Consider the following 23,508-nt stretch of genomic DNA (forward strand, 5'->3'; position numbering starts at 1 on the left):
TACCAAAAATAAAAAGGAAAACTAGTACCTACCTAGTTTTCCTTTTTATTCAATTATTCATAGTATGAATAATTAACTTGTTACCACCATTTTTATTTTTGTAGTTCTATCCACTCATCTCGCAATATCCCCATAATAATACGATCAAAACACTTCCCATCTCTTTGAACTGCTTCTCTCATACAACCTTCTAATTGAAAACCCATCTTTTTATACAACTCAATAGCAGCTTTATTATAAGAAATAACATCCAGACCGATGCGGTACAAATTCAATTCATAGAAAGCATATTTTAAGATAAGATGGATTGCTTCTCTTCCATATCCCTTCCCTCTATCATTTGCATCTCCTATACCAATTGCTAATAAACCCGTTCTGTTATTCCACTCTATACCATGAATCGCCACAAAACCAATTAATCGATTATCTTGAACTGTTCTTACCATGAAAGAAATGCTATTTGATCTCCGTCCCTTTAATAGCCCATCACTTGCTATTTCATGTAACGATTGCGGGAATGCTATATCTGTATCGAGATTTCTTACATACTCACTATCTTCTTGCCACATAGCCATTACTGCACCGTCTGCTTCTCTCATAACTGATAATTTAATCGATTTATTTTGAAAAAGATTCATTGTCATTTCAGGCTCCCCCTTTTTTAATAACGGGGATACTTATTTTAGCTTATTTATCCCCTTGTTCCATAAACTGTTTCTTAAACGGGATACTTACAATAAGCGCTGACATTGGCACATCTCCTCTACATTAAATTACATTCATTGTATAATTTTCCATTTATTCTAACAATAAAAAAAGACCCTCAAAATTTAGAGGATCTTCCTAACAACGAATCGATATTATTTCGTAAACATTTTCTCCGCTTCATCCATTGCCATTTTGTTACCTAAAGCAGAATAGTCAAGCCATGGTTGGTCATTAATGATGTATACGTGCTTACCTTTAACTGCTTTTAAGTCTTTCCAAATTGGTGTTTCTTGAAGTTGTTTAAATGCAGCTTTTGCCTTATCGTCTCTATTTACAACAACGAAAATAGCATCTGCATCAAAGTCAGGTAATACTTCTTGTGAAATGACTTCGAAAGGACGGTTTCCATCAATTTTCTCTACACCGTTTGCAGGTTGTAATCCTAAGTCTTGGAATAAAATTGGTCCCATCGGTCTTTTCGTACTAAATACACGTAATTCTTTTGCAGTAACACGAATTGCCATTACTTTTTCGTTATTACCTAATTCTTTATCTATTAAAATTTTCACTCGTTTTGATTGCTCTTCGTAATCTTGAATATATGTATCCGCTTCTTTCTCACGGTTTACAAGTTTACCAACTTGTTTTAACTGATTTCTCCACGTACCTTCATCTAAATTGAAAGAATGTGTTTTTGCAATTTTTTCGTATTTCGCTAAATCTTTGCCCGCATATTTTTCATCCACATAAATGTCAGTTGGCTTCAATTGAAGTAATGCTTCCATATTCGGATCTGTTACAACACCAAGTTTCTTCGTATCTTTCAACTGCTCTTTTGCATGCGGTAAGAAATCTTTTAAATCTCCACCAATAACAGAGCCTACAGGTGTAATTCCTAATGCCAGTAAATTATTCGTTAAGTGAATAGACATAGAGGCGATTTTCGGATCATTACTTTTTTCAGTTTTTTTCGTTGCCTCTTCATTAGATTTCGTTTGACCACATGCTGCTAATACTAAAATACACATCATGCTAAATAAAATAGTAAGTTTCTTTTTCATATGTTCTCCTCTTTGAAGTATTTATTTTGTTTTTGTAAGTAAATAAAGAAAATACGGTGCTCCTAAAGCTGCCACTACTACACCAGCTGGAATAGAATTTGGCTCGAATATAGAACGACCTATCGTATCTGCTAGTACTAAAATAATCATTCCGATAATGCCAGCAAGCGGAAGGAAATGTTGATAGGTAGCACCTACTAACTTTCTTGCAATATGCGGAGCAACTAAACCGATAAAACCAATTCCTCCTGCCATCGATACACTTGCGCAAGATAATCCAACCGCTGTAGCTAAAAGTAGTAACCGTTCTTTTTGAACAGAAACACCAAGCCCTGCTGCCACACTATCACCTAGTGACAATGCATTTAACGTTTTAGATTTTAGCCATGCATACGGGGTTAGTATGAAAATCCAAGGTAATAATGCTAAGACATGAATCCAATCCCTTCCCCACACGTTACCAACTAACCATCTAGAAGCGAATGTATACGTCTCATCATTTAACTTGAGGGAGAAAAATAACGAAATCGCACTAAATCCAGCCGAAATAGCAATACCAACGAGAATAAGTCTAATAGGAAGTAAACCTTTTGACCGATCATGCGCAAGTATAATAATTAAAAACGCAGCTAGTACTCCCCCGCCAAATGTAAATAACGGTATTAAAATCGATGCATTCTCATTAATAGAATGAAAGAAAGTAACGAATATAATTAGCCCGAAAGATGCACCTGAATGTAATCCTAAAATACCAGGGTCTGCAAGTGCATTACGTGATAGCCCTTGCAAAATCGCACCGGAAATCCCAAGGCCAATACCGGCTAACATTGTAATTATAATTCTTGGCATACGATAATCGTATAGCACTGTTGCGCTCTCAAAATCACCATAACCGAAAAGCGTTTGAATTACTTTGAGCGGTACAATGCTCAGTGTACCTGTATTTAAACTAATTAAAATGACAGCGATACTAATACAACCAAAAATTGTAGTTACAGTAATGGCTCTCTTTTTATCTGTGTTCAAAAGATCCTTCACTTATAGCTCCCTCCCAACTTTACGTGCTATATAGAGGAAGAACGGAACTCCAACAAGAGCTACCATAATTCCTATTGCAAGTTCTTTAGGAGGGTTTACTGTTCTTGCCCCTAAGTCAGCTAAAACTAATAACATAGCTCCTAAAAATGCTGACATAGGAATAATGAGTCGATAATTCACACCAACTAATTTTCTAGCAATATGCGGGATAACTAGTCCTACAAATCCGATAGAACCAACAGCTGAAACAGATACACCTGCAAGAATGACTACTATAATCATCCCTAGTATTCTCGTTCGGTTCGTTTTTACTCCTAAATTCGTAGCGACGTCATCCCCCATTGATATGAGTGAAATAGACCTCCCTATCACTGTAGCAAAAACAATTGTTATGAGAATAATAGGAACTAGAAATTTCAAGTGTTCCCACTTAACGCCTGCAACACCACCAGCGTACCAAAAAGCTAAATCTTGACTTAAGTCATAATAAATCGCGACACCTGAACTTAACGAATGCAAAAGCGCGGCCATAACTGCCCCTGCAATCGTTAACCTCATCGGTGTTAATCCGCCTGATGTTGCTGATCCGATAATAAAAATGAGTACTGTACTTAAAACCGCTCCAATAAAGGAAACAATCATTAAATAGGAATACGGCATATGCGGGAAAAAGGCAAAACTAAGTGCTACTACAAACATCGCACCTGCATTTATACCAAGCACACCTGCATCCGCTAAAGGATTTCGTGTTACTCCTTGCATAACAGCTCCAGCCACCGCAAAAGCAGCTCCTACAACTGCTGCACCAATTACCCTTGGGAGTCTTAATTCATAAATAATTTGGTGCTGCGTTAATTTCGGATTATAATCAAAAACCGCTGTCCATACGGTTTGCAAATGGATATCCTTTGCACCAAATGCAACAGCTAAAAATATAGAGCCGATTAAACATAAAATTGTTAAGCTCATGAAACATATGAACTTAATATGTAGCCAGCGATTATTGCCAGCATATACAGCAGGCTTATGTAACATGTTTCATTTCATCCTTTATATTCAGTTGTTTTTTATAATTATTTTTTATTTGTAATTATTATTGATAATAATTATCATTTTCATTTAGATATTATATCGCCACTTTTTTTAAATAGCAAACTATTTTTTCACTTCGCTAAATATTAAAATACTTATTACAATTCCCTTCCAAAACTTACAAATACACGCAAAATAGACTACTAGCTTATTTTTAAAAGTGTAGTATACCTAATAATTATTTTGAGTTTTCAAATAAAAATATCCAAGGTGATGCAATGTTATATATAAAACAACTACTCTATTTTACTTATGAACAAGCATTATCCTGTTTATTCCCTGTCGTTATTTTTTTAACACTAGCCCTTTCAAAAATCGTTTTTATCCCAGGATTATACCGATATGATTTCATACTCATCGTATGTCTTCTTATGCAGTGGATTATGTACAAGACTGGGCTTGAGACGAAAGACGAATTAAAAGTAATTACTGTCTTCCATCTCATCGGCCTTCTACTAGAAATATATAAAGTACATTTCGGTTCATGGAGTTATCCGGAAGAGGCATATTCAAAAGTTTTTGGAGTTCCGCTTTACAGTGGCTTTATGTATGCAAGTGTTGCAAGTTACATATGCCAAGCGTGGAGAAGATTGCACTTACAAATGCACCATTGGCCGAGGGCTATTTTTGCCATACCGCTAGGCGCTATGATTTACTTTAATTTTTTCACACATCATTTTTTATATGACTTTAGATGGGTATTAACTGTTCTTTTATTCATCGTTTTCTTTCGAACATTTGTAGAATTTTCATTACGAGGTGTTACATATAAAATGCCACTCGTTCTCTCCTTTTTCCTTATTGGTTTCTTTATTTGGATTGCAGAGAACATCGCAACTTTTTTCGGAGCATGGCAATATCCAAATCAACGGGAAGCGTGGAATCTCGTTCACTTAAGCAAAATTAGCTCATGGTTTTTACTTGTTGTTATTAGCATTATGATTGTTACACAACTCAAACGTTTGAAGGAGTTCAAAAAATAACGCTGATTATGTAAAAACAGGTAGCCCATCACTCATTAAAGAGTGATGGGCTTTTTTAATAATATTTTTTTAAACTGCTCGTTATAAATTCATCATAATTTACAAGAGCATAAATTATGAACTACTACTAGCAGAAGATGTTGCAGCAGATGTTGCAGCAATCGTTGCCATCATAGCTGCCTGTTGTGCTTGTATAAGGACTTCTATCATAGTTTGTAAACCTGTGTTGGTAGCTTTACTCTCCTCACCTTTCTGACTTACGAACAGCTGAATAGCAATAAGAATATTCGCATCTGTATGCCAACGGAATAATTTCTCCCCCTGCAATTTTTCAATCCATGCTTTAATAGAATGAATCTCTTTTTCTCCATCTTCAAGTAACGCTAATAGCCCGATTGCTGGATAATGCATCTGTTTCACTTTTACCTTTTCTTGTTTTAACAACTTCCATATGTTTGTACATGTTGCAACTAACATTTCTTCACGGACATCCTTCTTTAGTGAAAGAATGTGACTTAAAAATTGAAGATCGTTCCCCTTACGCAAACCCGCTTTCGCTAGTTTCTGATACAGACGTTCTACACGGTCCATAAGTGTTTCTACATTCTCTGATTGTCCTGCTAATAAAACCGCGAGCGGATAATCATTAGTACCTGTAAGAAAAAGATGATCCTCTTTCATCCGTTTATATACTTGCATCGAACGCTGAACGTGCGTGCCATGCTGTTCATTTTCTTCTGTTAAAAGCACAGCTGCTGCGAGATAAGTAAATATACTTCGGCTAAAACCACCAGCGACCAATTGTTCATATAAATCTAAAAACTTCCGGAAAGCTTCCTTGTAATCTGTAAAGTGAATATCTAAGGTTGCAGCCACTACAAAGCGATGATAAGACTTTAAGTATGAAAACATCCCTACCTGATTCTTAATATAACTACTAATTTCTAAAAAACGTCCGAGATCAAACAATTTATCACTACCTGCATACATAGCAGCAATCATCATTCCTGTTCGAGAATCACTCGTTTTCCATTTTAGTTCTCCCTTTAACTGTCCATACGTATGTGTGTATTGCTCCAACTTCTGTTCTAATGTAATCATAGTATTCACCCCTATTTCTAGTTCTTCTCTATTATTATACTTATATTTCATACAGATTTTGCAACCTTATTTCTGTATTAGCTTCAATATTTTTCTATTATGTAAAACAAAAAACAATAACTATTCCTACTTCATCAGTATCACGATGGTAAGCGTTCATAATCCTTCAAGAAGTTCAACAACAAAAAGGATAGATAATAAATTATCTATCCTTTTTGTCTTTATATTATTTAACATTATACCTGTATTGTGAAAAATAAGATTGTAACTACTTACACCTCAATTTTCACAAAACATCTGTGATTTCGTTTTTCATATGCAATTCAAACTAAAGAGCCTTAATAATTCGTTCCATCGCCTTCATTTGCCCAATATGATCAGCTTCATGATAAAGCATCATACCGTATAGTTCTCCTACTGTTTCCAATCCTAGGAATGGCTCTGGCAGTTTATTTTCAAATGCTTCTGCTGGAATTTCGTTAATACGTTTTGCTTGTTCTTTTAATTGAGCCGTTAACACTTCTAATGATGGCCCTTCTGTTTTCCATTTAGACGGTTTTGATCCATACCCAAACATACCTGGATATTCAGTTGGTAATTGTTTGAATTCTTTTCCAAACATGAAAACTTCTGCCGCTGTTAACACGTGACCAATATGCCAGCGAATTGTATTATTAAAACCCTCCGGCTGTGTATCTGCAGTTTTATCATCTAACGTTTCCATAAATTTAAGTAATGCCCCACGCGTTATTTCAAATTGTTTTAAACCAATTATTCTATTCACTTTATCGTTCCCCTTCTTGATGTACAATTTATTAAAGTTTCACCTTGTTTAATCTATCAGAAACAATGAATAAATACATCTAATATGCTTTGTAAACATAATAAAAGGTTCACCCCTCGTACATATAGAATTACTTACTACACAAATAGTTTAAAAGAGGAGTGTTAATTACATGTTACATATTTTAAAACAACAATATAATCTTATTAGTTCTACAAGAGAAACTCTATTTTCGTTTTTGGAAGAAATTCCACTAGAAAAATTACATAGCACTGTTCCAAATTTCGGGAGCGGTAGCATCATAAAGACACATATTCATGTAGCCGATTGCTATCGCTACTGGCTTGGATCATTCGCATTCAAGCTAAAGCGGGCAGATTTTTCATTTGCTAGTGATGATGAAATTGAGCATGCAGATGTCGAGAAAGTCCGTGCTAGATTTAAGTTAGTAGATGAGGTTGTACTACGTTTTTTAGATGAATACAATGACCGTTGGCTCGAAAATATAGCAAATGAAGTGAAATGGCAAAAAGAGCCTTGGAGTACAACTCCGCTATGGCTTTTAACCCATACAGAAACACATGAGTTTCATCATAAAGGACAAATTGTATCTATGGCTCGTCACCTTGGATATACTCCTCCGGATACAGATCTTAGTTAGTTCAATAGTTCTAAATACCTATCAAAAGCTTTAGTCAAATAAAAATCAAACAACTTTAAAGAGCCTTACTACAGTAAAATATAGCAAGGCTCTTTCATCTTCATATCAACATTAAATAAAAGCTCTTAGCACATTATAATACTATCAATACCAAATTGTCTCCGCATAATTATATGCATCACTATTCGGAATGGCATGTTTCCCTTGCGCTTGTGCCTTCCTTGGATCTAAATCATATACCATTGGCGTATAGCATGATCTTTGCCCTTTATTCACAACACCATTTCCTCCAGCACTCCCGCAAGTGTATGCCTTTCCATCTGTTTTTCTTACGATTCTTGCATCAGCTTCATTATTATAAACTGCTGGACGAGTTACAGTAACTTTTGCCCATGCTGTCTTACACGTCGTACTAAATTTTAATTCCACATAAGAATTTGAATCAATCCACTTCTTTTCTTTCGTTACTGCTGATTGATCACAACTATTGTAATATGGACTTTTCCCATCATACGAATGATCTTCTGCATATGCTTTATCATTATTCGTCGTACTAAACACACTAGTTAAAACGAGCAATGATAGACAAAAACATGCGCTTAGCTTTTTTAAAAGTTTCAAAGTATTCCACTCCTTTTTAATAGCGTCCAGTTTTTCCATAACCGTTATTAAAAGTAACCGCTTCAGCATCTGCTGTGTATCCAAAATCAGCAGTTAAATCAAATACCATTCCTGTATAAGTGCTCGTTTGACCTGTTTTTATTGTGCCGTTTCCCTGATTAGAAGTGACTGATTTTTGAAATACACCATTTTTGTATTTATTCACAACAGCGTACGCATACACTCCTCCAGAAACAGCTGGTGCTGGTTGATCTAAAACAAACTTAGCCCATGCTGCATGACATTTATTACTGTAACGTAAATACACTGTCCCTACTTTTTTACTACCCTCATACACCGCTGTAGACTTTGCATTAAATCCATCTGCATCACATGTTGTACTGCCTCCGTATACTTTTGTTGTAGCCGGATTTTTTCCGTCATAGTAACTACTTAAATCAGTAGCTGCAAATGTACTTCCTTGGAAACTAAATAATACCCCTACACTGGCCGCACTTAACACGCATACTTTCATTAATTTTTTAAACATTTTAAATTCCCCCCTCAAAATAAGTACGTATACTAAAGACAACCTATACCACTATGTAAGCCCTCCTTTCACGCTTCCTAGAGGCATCTTACAGAAACGAATAAACGTTGTAAATTTCCTTATGATTATTGGAATATACGAAGAAATTTACGTATCCGTCTAAGAAAAAAGTTGAGAAATACACATTTTATTGCATCCTTATTTAAAACATAAAAGAACCGATACTTATTTCACTCAAGCATCGGTTCTTTATACAAAATTGCCATTTTCCCTTTTATATAAATCAAATATTTCTCCACTTAATCCGTCGTAAAAAACTCCCTCGTCACATCAATAAATTGCTGCAGTGGCGCTGTCATCCATTTATCTTTATGCCAAGCAATTTGTGTATAAATTGGTGAAATTGTATTTTCTACATGTAACTCTTTTATCGTCCCTTCTCGTATATCTTTTTCTACTACTATCGCTGGTAAAACGGCTATTCCTAAATCTGCAATAACACATTGTTTAATTGCCTCGACACTAACGAACTCAATTTTATTTGCTGGATACACATCTTCCGTACGAAATAGCTCTTCAAATAAAGTCCGATACGAGCAACCAAGCTCCGTTAATAAAAGTGTCTCACTTTCTAAATCTTTTGTAGTAATGGAAGGTTGTTCAAGTAAACGATGCCCTGAAGCAGCTACTACTTTTAATTCTTCTTTCATAAGCGGCTCCACATGTAAAGCATCTTCTGTTTTACATTCGTCCAAAATAAATGCAAGATCGACTTTTCCCTCCATCAATTGTTCCTTCGCATCTTTATTGGAATGCGCAGGTTTAAATATAAGTTTTATTTGGGGAAATTGTGCTTTAAACCTCTTTAATATAGAAGGAAGTCTATATGTACATTGACTCTCTTGCGCACCGATTATTAACGTACCTGCTATTTCTTCATCATCTTTCACAGCCATTTTCGCTTCGTTACTAAGTGCAATCATCTTATCAGCATATAATTGAAACTTCCTGCCTGCTTCAGTTAAGAAAAGACGTTTTCCTAACCTTTCAAATAACGGCGTACCTAGCTCAGCTTCTAACGTTTTAATTTGCGCTGTTACGCTCGATTGAGCAAAGTTTAATTTCTTCGCAGTTTGCGTAAAATTCAAAGTGTCTGCCGCTACTTTAAATGTAATTAATTGTTTTATCTCCATTTATCGTCCCTCTTTTCAATCGATATTTTCGATTGATTTCATCGAAATAATCCTCTTTGTCTATTGATATTTGTATTGTATGATAAAGAGCATCGACAAACAATAAAAATGGGGGTATTCCATATGAAGGCACTTTATTTCGAACAATTTGGAAGTCCAGATGTACTACAATATAAAGAAATACATGATCCAATCATAAATCCAAATGAAATTCTTATCCGTACAAAAGCAATCGGTTTAAATTTCGCTGATATTTATAGACGCCGCGGCGATTATCACCTCGCTGGCAATCCGCCGTATGTATTAGGTTATGAAGGGGCTGGCATTGTTGAAAAAGTAGGAGCTGACGTTACGAATATTAATCCTGGAGAGCGTATTGCATTTGCTGATGTCCCATTTGCAAATGCAGAGCTAGTTGCTGTTCCATCGGAGAAAGCAATTAAGCTTCCAGATTCTATCTCTTTTGAAACAGCCGCTTCTGTCTTATTACAAGGATTAACAGCACATTATTTAACGAAAGATAGCTATCAAATAAAACAGGGTGATATAGCTTTAGTACATGCCGCAGCTGGTGGTGTTGGGCAACTTCTTATTCAAATAATTAAACTACTAGGCGGAAAAGTAATCGGTCTAACGTCATCAAAAGAAAAAGCACAGATAGCCACATTAGCTGGTGCTGATCACGTATTTTTATATACTGAAGCATGGCATACGAATGTACTTGAAATGACTAATGGCGCTGGCGTAAATGCTGTGTATGAATCCGTAGGTTCTACATTAGAAGAAAGCTTTAAAGCGACTAAAGTTGGTGGTACTGTCGTATTTTACGGAATGGCTGGCGGTAATCCAACGCCTGTAGATCCACGTATGCTTATGGATACTTCGAAAACTTTAACTGGCGGAGACCTTTGGAACGTACTTACTACGTATGAAGAACGTAAAAAGCGATCTACTCAATTATTTGATTGGATCGCTAGCGGAAAATTGAACATTGCGACTCCTACTACATTCGCCTTACAAGATGGTGCTCTTGCACATAAATTATTAGAGAGCAGAAAAAGTACAGGGAAGATTTTATTAATTCCATAATCGTACTAATAAAAAAAGGAAGCTAGATTTCTCTATCTTCCTTTTCTCTCCTTTATATTTCCACACTTTCTTTCCCTTTTGCAACATAACTCATATCTCCAACAGACTCGACTGTGTATGTTCCATCTTGATATACAATCTTCGTCACACTAGCATTTTCTACTCCAAGTTTTGTTTTGCTACTGTCTAACATTTCGATTAAGGTAGTAATCAAGAGCCCATGAACGACAACTAAAACATTACCGCCACCATTTGCGGCAGATTCTTCACTAATTTTATCAATCTCTTCTTTTATACGAGTAGAAAATAATTCCCAATCTTCCGCCTGTTTCGTAGGGTCTGCTGCTCTAATAAGATTAATCACTTCTTGAATAGAAAACTTCATAAGTTCTTCTGGTGACGCAACACCTGCAGCTTTTCCAACCACATCCCACATATTTTCAAGTTTTTCACCTTCAAAAATACCAAAATTTAATTCTCGTAATTTTTTTCTTTTCTCAAGCTTTAACTTTGATTGCTCACTATATTTTAATACTAAATTAGCGGTCTCAATTGCTCGGCCGCTATCACTACTATACGCATTCGTAAAAGAAACATCTTTTAATCCTGTTCCTAAATTAGAGGCAACTTCCACACCTTTTTCTACTAATGGAGAGTCTGCCCAACCTTGCGCGCGATGATTCGTATTTAATATCGTTTTACCGTGTCTTGTAACATATAACGTAACTACATTCTCATTGCTATCTGTTTCTCGATTCTTCATCATATTCTCTCCCTTTACATTTCTATATCAATTTTACCACCTTAATTATTCATTGAGCAAAATATACGTAAGTGAATTTGCTAAATAAAAAAAGCTATCTTTCTGTATATCTCTACAAAAAGATAGCATCTTTTATGATTACATTTCTTAACTGATACTCCTACTCAGCAAAAGCACTCGAATACTGTACAATTCCTTCTACACCTTGCAGAGCGTTCTCACTTAACTCCATCACCATAAATACTTCATCTGGCACTTCAAATGGTGCTTTTATATTCCACTCACTCGCTTTCTTAAAGCCAAATTTCGGATAGTATTCTGGGTGTCCTAATACTACAACTGATCCGTATCCAAGTTCTTTCGCTTTTTCTAACGCAGCTACAATAAGCTTTCCACCAATTCCTTTTTTCTGATGGCCCCTAGCAACTGATACAGGTGCAAGCGCTAACGATTCTACAGAAGTTCCATCCTGTTCTATCGTAATTTTAGATAACAGAATATGACCGACTATTTCCTCATCTACTGCAACGATTGATAACTCTGGAATAAATGCGTCACATTCTCTAATACGCTTTACAAGTTCATGTTCCTTTTTATCACTATACTCTTCATTTAAAAATGCTTCTTTTACAACTTCTTCTGTTTTTCTATAATCGCTTTTTTGTTCTTGCCTAATCGTTACCACTCTATATTACCCTCTATTCTTTCTTATTTCTTTTTGGATTTTACGAAGCGCTTTTTTCGATCCGCGCTCAATATCATGTTGCATTTTTCTTTCTTTATAATCGACAAATAGTGTATTTAGATCGTATCCCTCTGGATATAATTCCTTTGCTGCTACTTCTAACGTAATACGTTTTACATTTACCTCAACAAATTCACCGTTATAATATACAACGACGTTATAAAAATTATCTATTTCCTTATAGATAATACCAAAATCGTCATAATCTAATACATTTACACGATCGCCGATTTTATACTCGTAATGTTTTTCTCTTTTTTCTTGCACGAATTTCGGTTTTCTAATTTTACTTTCATTCACTTTTTCTAGGGCGTACTCTTTATTCCCCATATACTCTTTCGCTCTTTTCAGTACATGTTCTCTTACGTTCATTTTATTTGCAATCCAAAGTGCATTACTTTCACCTGATTTACCGATCACTAATTTATAAAGTGGTTCTAGTGTCTCACTATTAAATTGCATCGCTGCGTTCATAAAATCACCATGCATTTCTGAGAAGCGTTTAATTTCACCGTAATGAGTACTCGCAACTGTAATACATCCCGCAAGGTAGAACTCCTCTAAAATAGAAATTGCAAGTGCTGCCCCTTCATTCGGTTCAGTCCCGCTTCCTATCTCATCAAATAATAGCAACGTATTATTATTTGACATCCTCATAATCTCAGAAAGGTTTTTCATATGAGATGAAAATGTACTTAGTGCATTTTCGATACTTTGATTATCACCAATATCTACAAATACATTTTCGAAAATAGCAATTTCCGTTTCTTTATCTCCAGCGATATGAAGGCCTGACATTGTCGCTAATGTTAGTAGTCCAATTGTTTTTAATACAATTGTTTTCCCGCCCGCATTCGGTCCTGTAATAATTAAACTACGGTAATTTTGACCGATTTCAAAGTGTAACGGTACTACTTTTCCACTTAAAAGCGGATGCTTACAATTTACTAAATGAACGTAGCCGTGATCATTTAACTTCGGCTCTATTCCATTAATCGATTTACTAAACTTCGCTTTCGCAAATACCATATCATATTGACTAATCAGTTCCATATTAATTTTTATATGATAAATATTTTCTAATACCATCCCTGATAAAGTCGCTAAAATTTGATACTCTTCCATCGCTTCTTCAGCTTTCAAACTTGCGAGTTCCGCATTTAACTTCGTAACTGTATGTGGTTCTATAAATACAGTAGAGCCTTTAGCGGACGCTTCAACTATACTTCCCGCAACTTGATTTTTATAGGAAGATTTAATTGGGATCGTATAGCGATCATCTTTTTTACTAATAAAGAATTCCTGAATATACTTCTTATTTGCACTACTATTTAAAAACTTCGTTAAACGTTCTTTTATTTTTCCATCTACAGAATCGATGTTATTTCGAATTCGTTTTAACTCTTTACTAGCCGCTGCATCAATACTGTTACCTTTAATGGAAAAATTGATTTCCTCTTCAATACTTTTATATTCAGTCATTGAATTTGCATAAGAAGCTAATACTGGCGCAAAAAATTCTTTATCTAACATAAACTTTTTAATCTTTCTACAGCCACGTAAAAAGTCTGAAACACTTACTAACTCTTCAGGATCTAAAATCATCCCTTTTTCTAATTTTTGAATTGTACTAGCAATATTTGAAATGCCGAAGAAAGGAACATGCCCTTCTGCATCTACTATAGCTCGTGCTTCTGTCGTTTCATTCAAGCGATTCCTCACTACTTTTATACTCGTACTCGGCTCTAATTTATTTAATAATTCTTTACCTAACCCACTTACACAATAAGATTTCACTATATCCTTTAATTCGTTATATTGTAACTTTTCAAAAGTCATCGTATTCATTTTATTTCTCCTCACTTTGATTAATTTCTATCATAAATGAAGATACCTACTCATTAGATTCCAATTACCATTTTTATACATTCAAAATATATACAAAAAAGCTGCGGGGATACCGCAGCTTTTACATTTACAAGGCATGAGTAATAACATATGAGGAAATAAGCCATAAAAACGGATGGCAATCCCCTTATTACACGCTTTATAAAGTATTGTAGGTATCTTCATAGGTATCGAAATAAATCCATGACAAAATTAGGGGTATGATATACATAAAAATCCCCTGGTCTTATCCGATTTATTTCATTAAATTTTTCCTATTTAGTACCTACCGCACTCACAAAAAGCACCTCTCATTAATTTATATTATAGTCATTGAAATCTAATTTACTGAAATCATCATACTATATGTTTTGTGAGAAGTAAAGGTGTCAGACTATTCCCTTGCAGATTGTAAAGCTTTCATATAATCAACCTTTTTCTCAAGAGTCTTTTTCGCATCTTCAGCCGTTACTATATAATCTACCGCAATATGCAGTAATACATCCTTATTAGCATTTGGCAACTGAATCGTTATATCATCCACACTACTTTTACTATCTTCAATCGTTTTATTAAATTCCTGAATACTTCTTGCAACCTCAGCTAATGTCTCCATATGTGCACGGTTGTTTACATCCAAAAAGATATTACTTCTGAAAACTGCCGTAACATAATGCTTCGGATGTTTCTTCGCTATTTTTTTCTCTTCATTCTTACCGAAAACAGTATCCCCTGTCTGCATTTGCTCGAAAGTAAGTATAGTATTATTCCTTTTTTCTTCATAATATGTATTGAACCTTTCTCGTAAATCATTCGCTTCTTTTTTTATTTTATAGTTATCATTATTTACCTTTGGAGAGCTTCGTCCATCGAAGGATATTTGAAATTGTAAATATGGTTCATCTACTTGCTGTATATAAGCTGCCCGTTTGTTTGGGCCTAAAAAATCCTTACCTTGTTCGGGTATTTCAATTCGATCTAGTTTCACAGAAATCCCATGCTCCGATTTTGTATAACTTTGTGCTTTTCGTTCAATTTCTTCATCCGATATATCACATGATGTTAATAGTAATAAACTAAACATTATGCTATATTTCATTATTATTCTTTTCATATTGCCTCTCCTTTTGCTACTACTGCCTATACAGAAATGTCCTTATGGATTTTAAATTACGATTTATATAAAGAACTTCTTCTTATAACCCCAAGTGTAAAAACACTCATTTATTATCACTTTACACTTATAGTGTAATTTTACACTATAATCATTTTATCGTAAAGCAAATATAATATCTATGAAAATCACGTTAAAAACATACTACTATTTAGTTCTATAGCAATCACAATACAGTTTTTTATTGTATCGAACTTTAAAGTAATAACTTTAATTTCGCTGCAAAAAATTAAATAAGCGCCTCCGCTATTGCGAATGTCATTTACTTCCCCTAATACATTTAATAATTATGACAAGCAATCATAGGAGGTTACTATATGAGCGAACAATACATCATTTTACATGGGCCTGCTCTTGAACCAAATTTAATTGGCCCCACACTACCACCAATTCCACCATTCACATTTCCGACCGGACCTACTGGAATGACAGGACCTACTGGTGCGACAGGTTTTACTGGAATTGGAATAACTGGTCCCACTGGGGGTACAGGACCTACCGGCATTGGAACAACTGGTCCCACTGGGGGTACAGGGCCTACCGGCATTGGAATAACTGGTCCCACTGGGGGTACAGGACCTACCGGCATTGGAATAACTGGTTCCACTGGGGGTACAGGACCTACCGGCATTGGAATAACTGGTCCCACTGGGGGTACAGGACCTACCGGCATTGGAATAACTGGTTCCACTGGGGGTACAGGACCTACCGGCATTGGAATAACTGGTCCCACTGGAGCAACCGGTTTAGAAATCCTCCCCGTATTTGGAACAATAACTTCTGAAATAGGTATCGGTTTTTCAGCAGTAGTTAATACAAATGTTAATTTTACCGTTCCAGGACCTGTTAGTGGAACTACTCTAAACCCAGTAGACAACTCCGTTACAATTAATACCACTGGTGTATACTCTGTATCCTTTTCGATCGTATTTGCGATACAAGCTATCTCGTCTAATATATTAAATCTTACAATAAACGATTCTATTCAATTCGCCATTGAAACACGAGTTGGTGGTGGTTCTGGGGTAAGAGCTACATCCGCCAGAACTGATTTATTACCTTTAAACCAAGGAGATGTTCTTCGAGTACGAATAAGAGAAGCCACTGGTGACATTATTTATTCCAACGCATCTCTCGTTGTTTTAAAAGTCGACTAGTTCATTTATGAAAATAAAAATTTAGGAATGATAACAATATAAAAAGAAGAGGAAGACTTATATTTCAGTCTTCCTCTTTTTTTTATCACCAATTCACTGCTGAACATATATGGAAACTGATCCTCCACTTACATGGAACTGCCCCCATCCGTCCTTATTTATTGTTACAGTATTTGTTTGATTACCCGTCATATCGTACCATACTTCCCCTGCGTTATTCTTTCCAACTTCCATCCACTTTGACCCTCCTGGTCCATCTGAGATTAATGTTGCTAGACCGGAATCCGCATGTACACCATCACCTTCTCTTGTCCATCCAATTACATCTGGATGGTCTAAATAATCACGCTGCGTACCATATGCAAAATTTTTTCGTGCCATCAAAATCGGATCAATTTTATCTTTTAACGCTGGAATTTCATAACTGCTATTTCCACTTGTCCCATAGTAATCACCATAAAAAACTGAAGGATAGCCCTCTGCACGTGTTAAAATAAATGCATATGCCAACGGTTTAAACCACGGACTTACTACAGATTCCAATGACTGACCAGGCTGCGAATCATGATTCTCAACGAGAGTAACTGCGAGTGCAGGGTGATTTTGCATTACTGTTCCATTTAAAATATTTCTCATATCATAATTCCCATTTCCTTTTGAAGCATAATGAAAATTGTAATGCAGTGGTGCATCAAATACAGATTGATTATAATTGACTTTCGCTAAATAATTATTTAAAGTCTGGATATCATTTTGCCAATATTCAGCTACTGTAAACATTTCTTTCCCCGTTTGTTGTCTGACATGATTTACCCAATCGCGTAAATATTCATGATCAATATGTTTAACAGCATCTAAACGAAATCCATCTAAATTTAATTCGTTCGCATACCACGTCCCCCAATTTTTCATCTCATTCGCAACATCTGGATGATCAAAATCAAGATCTGCATACATCAAATAATCATAGTTTCCATTCTCGCTAGACACTTCCCAGTCCCATGCTTTACCTATACCCCTAAACTTATAAATTCGATTTAATTTCCTTCCTTCATCCCAATCGGTTCCGTCAAAATGATACCATTTCCATTTGAAATTAGAATGAGTATCTCCGCGCCCTGGAAAGTTAAACCCTGTCCATGCATTAATTTCATAATCACCTGATACTTCAATATTTCGATTGTTACGGTCTACCTCAACTGCTGTGACAGTTTCAGTATAATCAGCCCCACCTTTATGATTCATAACTACATCGCCATATACATTGATGTTTTGCTTATGTAAAGCTTCAATTGCAGATTTCAACTGTGCTTTTGTCCCATATTTCGTCCGCACCGTTCCTTTTTGATTGAATTCCCCTAAATCATATAAATCATACGCTCCATACCCTACGTCATTTTGCGTAGTTCCTTTATATGCAGGCGGTATCCAGACAGATGTAATTCCTTTCTGAGCTAAATTTCCAGCATCCGTATGCAATCGCTTCCAATGATTCCCATCATTCGGAGCATACCACTCAAAATACTGCATTAACGTTCCATTGTTTATCGTTGCTGCTTCCGCCTTATCCCCCTCATATATATTAGAGCAAAGCAAAATAAATGATAAACAGACTACCATAATCCTTTTCAACATTTTTATACCATCCCTTCAAGAAAACGTTTGCATAATTTATCAAAATTATTATAATATTCGTTCTAATATTAGTAAAGTAGCAATCTCTTAATCTCTCACATTATTTTTAGAGTAACTTCAAATATTCCATAAGTACCCCCACGTAGTTTTAATTTCACATCTCATTCAAGATTGTTTACAATTTATCTATAAAAGCATAACGGAGGGATTTATATGACAGACTTTCAAAAACAACTTTTCGCACGGTTACATATAGAAGAAAAAGAAACAGTTTCATTTGAAGATTTACCTAACATTATGTACGCAATGGCACAAACTGTCCCATTTGAAAACTTAAATGTTCTCGAAAAGAATTTTAAGGAAATATCAAAAGAAAATCTAAAAGAAAAAATTTTAGTAAACAACCGTGGCGGTCTTTGCTATGAATTAAACCCTACTATGTATTACTTCCTTAAAGACGCTGGATTTGATGTTCATCTCGTTTCAGGAACAGTGTACAATGCTGCAAATTCTATATGGGCTGTTGATTCTGGCCATATAGCAACCGTTTTAACACATCATAATGAACTTTATTTAATTGAAGTAGGATTCGGATCATACTTACCTCTTGCACCTGTCCCTTTCTCAGGTGAAGTCATTCACTCCGTTACAGGAGATTATCGTATTCGTAAAGAAATAACCGGAAAGGGAAACTACATGTTAGAAATGCGTAAAAACAATGAGTTTTTGGATCAATCTTCTGCTGATGATTGGACGTTAGGCTATGCATTTTATATAGAGAAAGTGGATGAAGAAAAAGCAAATGCAGCACAAGAAATTATCGTTGAAGATGAGGGCTCACCATTTAATAAAGTACCTCTTATTGTAAAACTAACCGAAGATGGGCATGCATCTTTAACAAAGGATAGTCTGACAATAGCGAAAAACGGTAAAAAAACGAAAGAAAATATTACAAATGCGCAATATAAAAATCTTTTACATTCAAAATTCGGAATTACATTATAATTTTTTAAGCCTTTCCATTTTAGCAAGGCTTTTCATTTTCCAGCAGGGATTTTTTGCAATTTGTTGTATTTCATAGTTATATAGGAATATAACTACATATTTAGAAAGGAAATGATTATGACTGAACTTAAAGATCGACTACAAGTAGATGAGAAAGAGAAATGGGATTTAACAGATATATACCATAGCATCGAAGATTGGGAAAGCGATTTTCATAAAATTGAAGTATTAACGAAAGAATTACATGAGTTTAATGGAAATATTCACGATGGCAATAGTTTATTAGCCTATTTAACAAAGAGTGAAGAAATTTCTAGCATAATATCTTTAATGTTCGCTTATGCACGATTACAATCTGATCTTGATACGCGCGATACTGACGCTCAATCTCTTGTCGATAAAGTATCACAATTACATGTGAAAGTAAGTGCGGCTAAATCTTTCTTTTCCCCATTCTTACTTAGCGTAGATGAAAACACATTACATGCTTACATAGAAGAAGCAGAAGGTTTACAATATTATAAAGAAGACTTATTTGAATTATACCGTTATAAAAAACACGTATTGAATAAAGACCAAGAAGAGATTTTATCACAAATGGGTGAAGCACTTTCCTCTCCGCAGCATACATATGGCATGTTAAATAATGCGGATATACTATTTGGTGAAGTGACTACTGATGATGGAGAAAAAGTTACTTTAACGCGCGGGATGTATGCAAAGTTAATAGAAGATGAAAATCGTGAGAAACGTAAAGAAGCCTATAAAGCTTATTACAAACCATACGTTCAATTAAAGAATTCTATCGCTTCTACTTTATCTGCTGCAATTAAAAATAATGTTACTGTTTCAAAGCTAAGAAACTATCCATCAGCTTTAGAAAAGTCATTATTTGGCGACATGGTTCCGAAAGAAGTATATGAAAATTTAATTGAGACGACGAAAAAAAACATTCAATCTTTACATACTTATAATGAACTTCGAAAAGAAAAATTAAATGTAGATGAACTACGTCAATACGACTTGGGCGTTGACTTAGTAGCGGGTGTAAAACAAGACATTCCATATGACAAAGCATTTAACATGATGATCGAATCACTAGCTCCATTAGGTGAAGAATATATTGAAACATTAAAAAGTTTTAAAGATAAACGCTATATCGACGTAAGAGAAACACCAGGAAAACGTTCCGGTGCTTATAACTTTGGTGTATACGGTGTTCATCCTTTCATTCTTTTAAATCATCACGATGATTTAAATAGCCTTTTCACTCTTACTCATGAATGTGGACACGGCATGCATACACATTACTCACACGGATACCAACCAAGAATTTCTGCACACTATACTATTTTTGTCGCAGAAGTCGCTTCTACAGTAAATGAAGTGCTATTAATTCATCATTTATTAAAAGAAGCCAAAGATGCTGATGTACGTAATCATTTAGTAAACCATTTCATCGATAAATTTAAAGGCACTTTCTTTACACAAATTATGTTCGCTGAGTTTGAAAAAATCACACATTCAATGGCTGAGCAAGGTAAACCATTAAATGCCCAAGTTTTTAGCGAAGTTTATGAAAACTTGTTTAGAGAGTATAATGGCGACTCTCTCGTATTTGACGAAGAAATAAAATACGGGTGGGCTAGAATACCGCATTTCTATCGTCCATTTTACGTGTACAAATATGCAACTGGATTCGCTTCTGCAATCCAAATTGCTGATAAGTTATTGAGCGGCGATCCAAATGCTCAGAAAAACTATATTGAATTCCTTAAAGGCGGAAGTTCTGACTATCCATTAGATTTACTGAAAAAAGCTGGTGTTGATTTAACTACGCCAGAACCGATTGAAAGTGCACTAAATCGTTTTAGCTCACTTGTTGAAGAGTTTTCAGCATTATAAAAAGCATGCAGAGTATATACTCTGCATGCTTTTTTCATTTCGGTTACTTTATGCTAAATGTTGCTGTGTCACACAGTGAATCATGCCACCATACGCAAACAGTTCATTTACATAAATACCAACAATTCTTCTTCCCGGAAACTGCCCTTCCATGATTTGAAGTGCTAACTTGTCATGCTCATCGCCATATATAGGAACTAATACAACTTCATTTCCAATATAAAAGTTCAAATATGAGCCCTTACAGTCTGCTTCTTTTACCATTTTTCTTGTCACCGGTACTGGTATGAGCTGAAATGGTTTTCCATCTATATTTCTTGCTTGTCTCAATTCTTGATAATGCTTTTCGTATGCCTCCAAAAGGTAGGATTCACTTCCCCCGAAAGGATCATATTCATAAAGAATTGTATTTTCATTTACAAAACGCGCTGCCCCATCAATATGGTAATCTGTATCTTCATCATAATTATCCTCTCCGCGAATACCAGTTATCCATATAAAATTCGTTACTCCCAGATACTTCGTTAACTCTATTTCAATCTCTTCCTGACTTAGTGTAGGATTTCGATTTTCGTTTATAATAGAAGTTTTTGCTGCCATTAAGGTGCCATTTCCGTTTATCTCTATTCCCCCGCCCTCCAAACAGACACTAGATTTAACTTTTGGAATGCTAAACATTCCACTTATTTCCGCCGGAATACCCGCATCATTTTCATACGGATATTTCTCACCCCATCCATTAAAAATCCAGTGTGTTAAGCAGAGATGCCTTCCTTATCTTTTACAAAAATCGGCCCATTATCTCTTACCCACACATCATCCGTCTCTTGAACTAAGAAATCAATTTTATCCATATCCACTTTCGCTTCCATTAACTTCGATTGGACATGTACTTTTTCTTCTTCATCATATACAACAATATGCACAATTTCTCCGTAATGAAGCTCCTTTGCCATCGTTACCCAAATATCATCTAGCTTAGCTCTGTAACCTTCACCTCTATGAGCTTTATCATGAGGCCATTGGAGCCATGTCCCCTCATGCTTTTCCCACTCAGCTGGCATATAAAACAAACTATTTCCCATATTTCTCATACATGTTCACCCCTTCTTCGAATGTAAGTTCAGTCTAAACTTTGACATCGTGTTAAGGTCAACAGGAATATATTCATTTCCTTGTAACTACTTTATAAGGTGTCTCTTTATTTCTCCTTGTGATACACTACTTCTCCTTGTAAAACCGTCACTAAAACTTTCGCATTCGGAATCTTATCGGCACTCATTTTAGTAATATCTTCATTTAGTAATACCATATCGGCTGATTTACCTACTTCAATTGAACCAGTAATATTATCAAGACCTAATGCTTTGGCGGGCTTAATTGTATATGCATCAATAGCTGCGTATACATCAGACAAGCCCTTTTCATCAATACTTAGTGCATTCGAAATCGTCACAAGTGGATTTAGTTCATTTACATCCCAATCACTGCTAAGTGATACGTTTGCTCCTGTTTTCCAAATGCGTCCTAACGGCATAATTCGTTTCATCTGTTGATCTGAGAAATACGTACTTGCCCAGCTTTGTTTTGGATCTTCCGCAAAATCATGACCTACTTGGAAATCAGCGCTAATACCTAATTTAGCAAAACGATTTATATCACTATCTTCTACCATCTCAACATGCGTAAGTGTATAAGGCTGATTCGCCCCTTCTTTTTTCGCTGCTTCAATTGCATTTAAACTCTCTCTTACCCCGCCATCTCCAATTGTGTGGATGAGTGCACCGTAACCAATTCTATTGAGTTCACTCAACCACCACTTCATTTTTTCTTCTGGAATATAGTTCAAACCGTACGGTGTTCCTTTAAACCACTCAAATTTATATTTTTCTAGTATTTTAGCTGTGCTGTTAATGCTAATTCCATCACTATACATTTTCACTTGATTAATAAGCATTCGAGATGATACATCATCGCGCTTAATTTTTTTGAAATACTCCATTTGTTCTGCTTCATTTAAGTTCGGATATACCCACGGACGAAGTACTACTCGCGTTGTTAACTTTTTCTCATCATTTACTTTATTCCAAACATCTAACCAACCTCGTTTCCAATAAAGACGTCCATCGCCAACTGTAGTAATACCATTCTTCGCAACCTCATCTAAACCGTCTAACAAACCTTCATAATTTTTTTCAAACAGATTAGGTTGGGAGTTCCATGCTTTTTCCATCACAATGTCTCCAGCTGTATCATAAAGAATTCCAAACGGCTCTCCTGTCTCTGGATCCCGAATAATTCTTCATGATGATAGGTAAGGCTTTGATGTAATCTCCACCTTTTCCCCCACCTCACACCGTACGTGCTAGTTTCCTAG

The 23,508-nt window shown here is 35.4% G+C and carries 20 protein-coding genes and 2 pseudogenes; 6 read left to right on the plus strand and 16 right to left on the minus strand.

Features of this window, described 5'->3' with window-relative positions; translation table 11 throughout:
• Positions 1 to 92 precede the first annotated feature (92 nt).
• From J0835_RS16815 to J0835_RS16830, 4 genes are all read right to left on the minus strand, one after another.
• Complete coding sequence (locus tag J0835_RS16815) at positions 93 to 644, minus strand: GNAT family N-acetyltransferase (RefSeq protein ID WP_087981387.1); 552 nt, start codon at positions 642 to 644, stop codon at positions 93 to 95.
• A 216-nt stretch (positions 645 to 860) separates the two neighbouring features.
• Positions 861 to 1,769: an iron-hydroxamate ABC transporter substrate-binding protein gene (locus J0835_RS16820; RefSeq protein WP_087981388.1), complete on the minus strand. Its 909-nt coding sequence runs from the start codon at positions 1,767 to 1,769 to the stop codon at positions 861 to 863.
• A 21-nt stretch (positions 1,770 to 1,790) separates the two neighbouring features.
• Positions 1,791 to 2,807 (minus strand): FecCD family ABC transporter permease, encoded by a 1,017-nt coding sequence (locus tag J0835_RS16825; protein WP_087981389.1) that lies wholly within the window; start codon positions 2,805 to 2,807, stop codon positions 1,791 to 1,793.
• Positions 2,808 to 3,842: a FecCD family ABC transporter permease gene (locus J0835_RS16830; protein WP_087981390.1), complete on the minus strand. Its 1,035-nt coding sequence runs from the start codon at positions 3,840 to 3,842 to the stop codon at positions 2,808 to 2,810.
• Positions 3,843 to 4,117: 275 nt separating this feature from the next.
• On the opposite strand from J0835_RS16830, the gene J0835_RS16835 reads away from it, so the two are divergent.
• Positions 4,118 to 4,882 (plus strand): DUF817 domain-containing protein, encoded by a 765-nt coding sequence (locus J0835_RS16835; protein ID WP_087981391.1) that lies wholly within the window; start codon positions 4,118 to 4,120, stop codon positions 4,880 to 4,882.
• Between the two features lie 114 nt (positions 4,883 to 4,996).
• Here J0835_RS16835 and J0835_RS16840 read toward each other — a convergent pair whose 3' ends face one another.
• Positions 4,997 to 6,034, minus strand: coding sequence for a DUF4003 domain-containing protein (locus tag J0835_RS16840; RefSeq protein ID WP_140386844.1), 1,038 nt, complete (start codon positions 6,032 to 6,034; stop codon positions 4,997 to 4,999).
• Between the two features lie 277 nt (positions 6,035 to 6,311).
• Complete coding sequence (locus tag J0835_RS16845) at positions 6,312 to 6,788, minus strand: DinB family protein (protein WP_240514115.1); 477 nt, start codon at positions 6,786 to 6,788, stop codon at positions 6,312 to 6,314.
• A gap of 151 nt (positions 6,789 to 6,939) precedes the next feature.
• Between J0835_RS16845 and J0835_RS16850 the strand changes: the two genes are divergently transcribed.
• Positions 6,940 to 7,428 carry a DinB family protein gene (locus J0835_RS16850; RefSeq protein ID WP_087981393.1) on the plus strand — a complete coding sequence of 163 codons (489 nt, stop codon included), beginning with the start codon at positions 6,940 to 6,942 and terminating at the stop codon, positions 7,426 to 7,428.
• Between the two features lie 144 nt (positions 7,429 to 7,572).
• Here the strand turns inward: J0835_RS16850 and J0835_RS16855 are convergent, their stop codons facing one another.
• The 3 genes from J0835_RS16855 to J0835_RS16865 form a co-directional block, all read right to left on the minus strand.
• Positions 7,573 to 8,049: a DUF2690 domain-containing protein gene (locus J0835_RS16855; protein ID WP_087981394.1), complete on the minus strand. Its 477-nt coding sequence runs from the start codon at positions 8,047 to 8,049 to the stop codon at positions 7,573 to 7,575.
• Between the two features lie 16 nt (positions 8,050 to 8,065).
• Positions 8,066 to 8,578, minus strand: coding sequence for a YjfA family protein (locus J0835_RS16860; RefSeq protein ID WP_000473742.1), 513 nt, complete (start codon positions 8,576 to 8,578; stop codon positions 8,066 to 8,068).
• A 299-nt stretch (positions 8,579 to 8,877) separates the two neighbouring features.
• The gene (locus J0835_RS16865) at positions 8,878 to 9,771 is read right to left on the minus strand and encodes a LysR family transcriptional regulator (RefSeq protein WP_087981395.1); all 894 of its coding nucleotides are present in this window, start codon (positions 9,769 to 9,771) and stop codon (positions 8,878 to 8,880) included.
• A 123-nt stretch (positions 9,772 to 9,894) separates the two neighbouring features.
• Between J0835_RS16865 and J0835_RS16870 the strand changes: the two genes are divergently transcribed.
• On the plus strand, positions 9,895 to 10,860 hold the full coding sequence (locus J0835_RS16870) for a quinone oxidoreductase family protein (RefSeq protein ID WP_087981396.1): 966 nt from the start codon (positions 9,895 to 9,897) through the stop codon (positions 10,858 to 10,860).
• A 52-nt stretch (positions 10,861 to 10,912) separates the two neighbouring features.
• Here J0835_RS16870 and J0835_RS16875 read toward each other — a convergent pair whose 3' ends face one another.
• The 4 genes from J0835_RS16875 to J0835_RS16890 form a co-directional block, all read right to left on the minus strand.
• Positions 10,913 to 11,623, minus strand: a complete 711-nt coding sequence (locus tag J0835_RS16875; protein WP_087981397.1) for a histidine phosphatase family protein — start codon at positions 11,621 to 11,623, stop codon at positions 10,913 to 10,915.
• A 160-nt stretch (positions 11,624 to 11,783) separates the two neighbouring features.
• Complete coding sequence (locus tag J0835_RS16880) at positions 11,784 to 12,308, minus strand: GNAT family N-acetyltransferase (RefSeq protein WP_087981398.1); 525 nt, start codon at positions 12,306 to 12,308, stop codon at positions 11,784 to 11,786.
• A 6-nt stretch (positions 12,309 to 12,314) separates the two neighbouring features.
• On the minus strand, positions 12,315 to 14,216 hold the full coding sequence (locus J0835_RS16885; RefSeq protein WP_087981399.1) for an endonuclease MutS2: 1,902 nt from the start codon (positions 14,214 to 14,216) through the stop codon (positions 12,315 to 12,317).
• A 433-nt stretch (positions 14,217 to 14,649) separates the two neighbouring features.
• Positions 14,650 to 15,369 (minus strand): hypothetical protein, encoded by a 720-nt coding sequence (locus tag J0835_RS16890; RefSeq protein ID WP_087981400.1) that lies wholly within the window; start codon positions 15,367 to 15,369, stop codon positions 14,650 to 14,652.
• A gap of 377 nt (positions 15,370 to 15,746) precedes the next feature.
• Between J0835_RS16890 and J0835_RS16895 the strand changes: the two genes are divergently transcribed.
• Complete coding sequence (locus J0835_RS16895) at positions 15,747 to 16,586, plus strand: exosporium leader peptide-containing protein (protein ID WP_144537674.1); 840 nt, start codon at positions 15,747 to 15,749, stop codon at positions 16,584 to 16,586.
• A gap of 93 nt (positions 16,587 to 16,679) precedes the next feature.
• Here J0835_RS16895 and amyS read toward each other — a convergent pair whose 3' ends face one another.
• A complete protein-coding gene (amyS, locus tag J0835_RS16900) occupies positions 16,680 to 18,221 on the minus strand; it encodes an alpha-amylase (RefSeq protein ID WP_087981402.1) in 1,542 nt (513 codons plus the stop codon).
• 213 nt (positions 18,222 to 18,434) lie between these two features.
• On the opposite strand from amyS, the gene J0835_RS16905 reads away from it, so the two are divergent.
• Entirely contained in the window at positions 18,435 to 19,226 is a 792-nt protein-coding gene (locus J0835_RS16905) for an arylamine N-acetyltransferase family protein (RefSeq protein ID WP_087981403.1), read from the plus strand.
• A 117-nt stretch (positions 19,227 to 19,343) separates the two neighbouring features.
• Complete coding sequence (gene pepF, locus J0835_RS16910; RefSeq protein WP_087981404.1) at positions 19,344 to 21,131, plus strand: oligoendopeptidase F; 1,788 nt, start codon at positions 19,344 to 19,346, stop codon at positions 21,129 to 21,131.
• A gap of 48 nt (positions 21,132 to 21,179) precedes the next feature.
• Here the strand turns inward: pepF and J0835_RS16915 are convergent.
• Positions 21,180 to 22,225: pseudogene (locus J0835_RS16915) on the minus strand (agmatine deiminase family protein).
• Between the two features lie 107 nt (positions 22,226 to 22,332).
• Positions 22,333 to 23,433 (minus strand): annotated as a pseudogene (locus J0835_RS16920) (amidohydrolase); the annotation flags it as partial.
• Positions 23,434 to 23,508 lie beyond the last annotated feature (75 nt).

This window comes from Bacillus cereus group sp. Sample62, assembly GCF_036851315.1.
Taxonomy (GTDB): domain Bacteria; phylum Bacillota; class Bacilli; order Bacillales; family Bacillaceae_G; genus Bacillus_A; species Bacillus_A wiedmannii.

Excerpts from the sequence above, each read along its gene's own strand:
- J0835_RS16890 (WP_087981400.1), bottom strand. The coding sequence starts at position 15,369 with ATGAAAAGAATAATAATGAAATATAGCATAATGTTTAGTTTATTACTA.
- J0835_RS16860 (WP_000473742.1), bottom strand. The coding sequence starts at position 8,578 with ATGTTTAAAAAATTAATGAAAGTATGCGTGTTAAGTGCGGCCAGTGTA.
- J0835_RS16835 (WP_087981391.1), top strand. The coding sequence starts at position 4,118 with ATGTTATATATAAAACAACTACTCTATTTTACTTATGAACAAGCATTA.
- J0835_RS16830 (WP_087981390.1), bottom strand. The coding sequence starts at position 3,842 with ATGTTACATAAGCCTGCTGTATATGCTGGCAATAATCGCTGGCTACAT.
- J0835_RS16905 (WP_087981403.1), top strand. The coding sequence starts at position 18,435 with ATGACAGACTTTCAAAAACAACTTTTCGCACGGTTACATATAGAAGAA.
- J0835_RS16815 (WP_087981387.1), bottom strand. The coding sequence starts at position 644 with ATGACAATGAATCTTTTTCAAAATAAATCGATTAAATTATCAGTTATG.
- J0835_RS16850 (WP_087981393.1), top strand. The coding sequence starts at position 6,940 with ATGTTACATATTTTAAAACAACAATATAATCTTATTAGTTCTACAAGA.
- amyS (WP_087981402.1), bottom strand. The coding sequence starts at position 18,221 with ATGTTGAAAAGGATTATGGTAGTCTGTTTATCATTTATTTTGCTTTGC.
- J0835_RS16875 (WP_087981397.1), bottom strand. The coding sequence starts at position 11,623 with ATGAAGAATCGAGAAACAGATAGCAATGAGAATGTAGTTACGTTATAT.
- J0835_RS16895 (WP_144537674.1), top strand. The coding sequence starts at position 15,747 with ATGAGCGAACAATACATCATTTTACATGGGCCTGCTCTTGAACCAAAT.
- J0835_RS16885 (WP_087981399.1), bottom strand. The coding sequence starts at position 14,216 with ATGAATACGATGACTTTTGAAAAGTTACAATATAACGAATTAAAGGAT.
- pepF (WP_087981404.1), top strand. The coding sequence starts at position 19,344 with ATGACTGAACTTAAAGATCGACTACAAGTAGATGAGAAAGAGAAATGG.
- J0835_RS16840 (WP_140386844.1), bottom strand. The coding sequence starts at position 6,034 with ATGAAATATAAGTATAATAATAGAGAAGAACTAGAAATAGGGGTGAAT.
- J0835_RS16865 (WP_087981395.1), bottom strand. The coding sequence starts at position 9,771 with ATGGAGATAAAACAATTAATTACATTTAAAGTAGCGGCAGACACTTTG.
- J0835_RS16870 (WP_087981396.1), top strand. The coding sequence starts at position 9,895 with ATGAAGGCACTTTATTTCGAACAATTTGGAAGTCCAGATGTACTACAA.
- J0835_RS16820 (WP_087981388.1), bottom strand. The coding sequence starts at position 1,769 with ATGAAAAAGAAACTTACTATTTTATTTAGCATGATGTGTATTTTAGTA.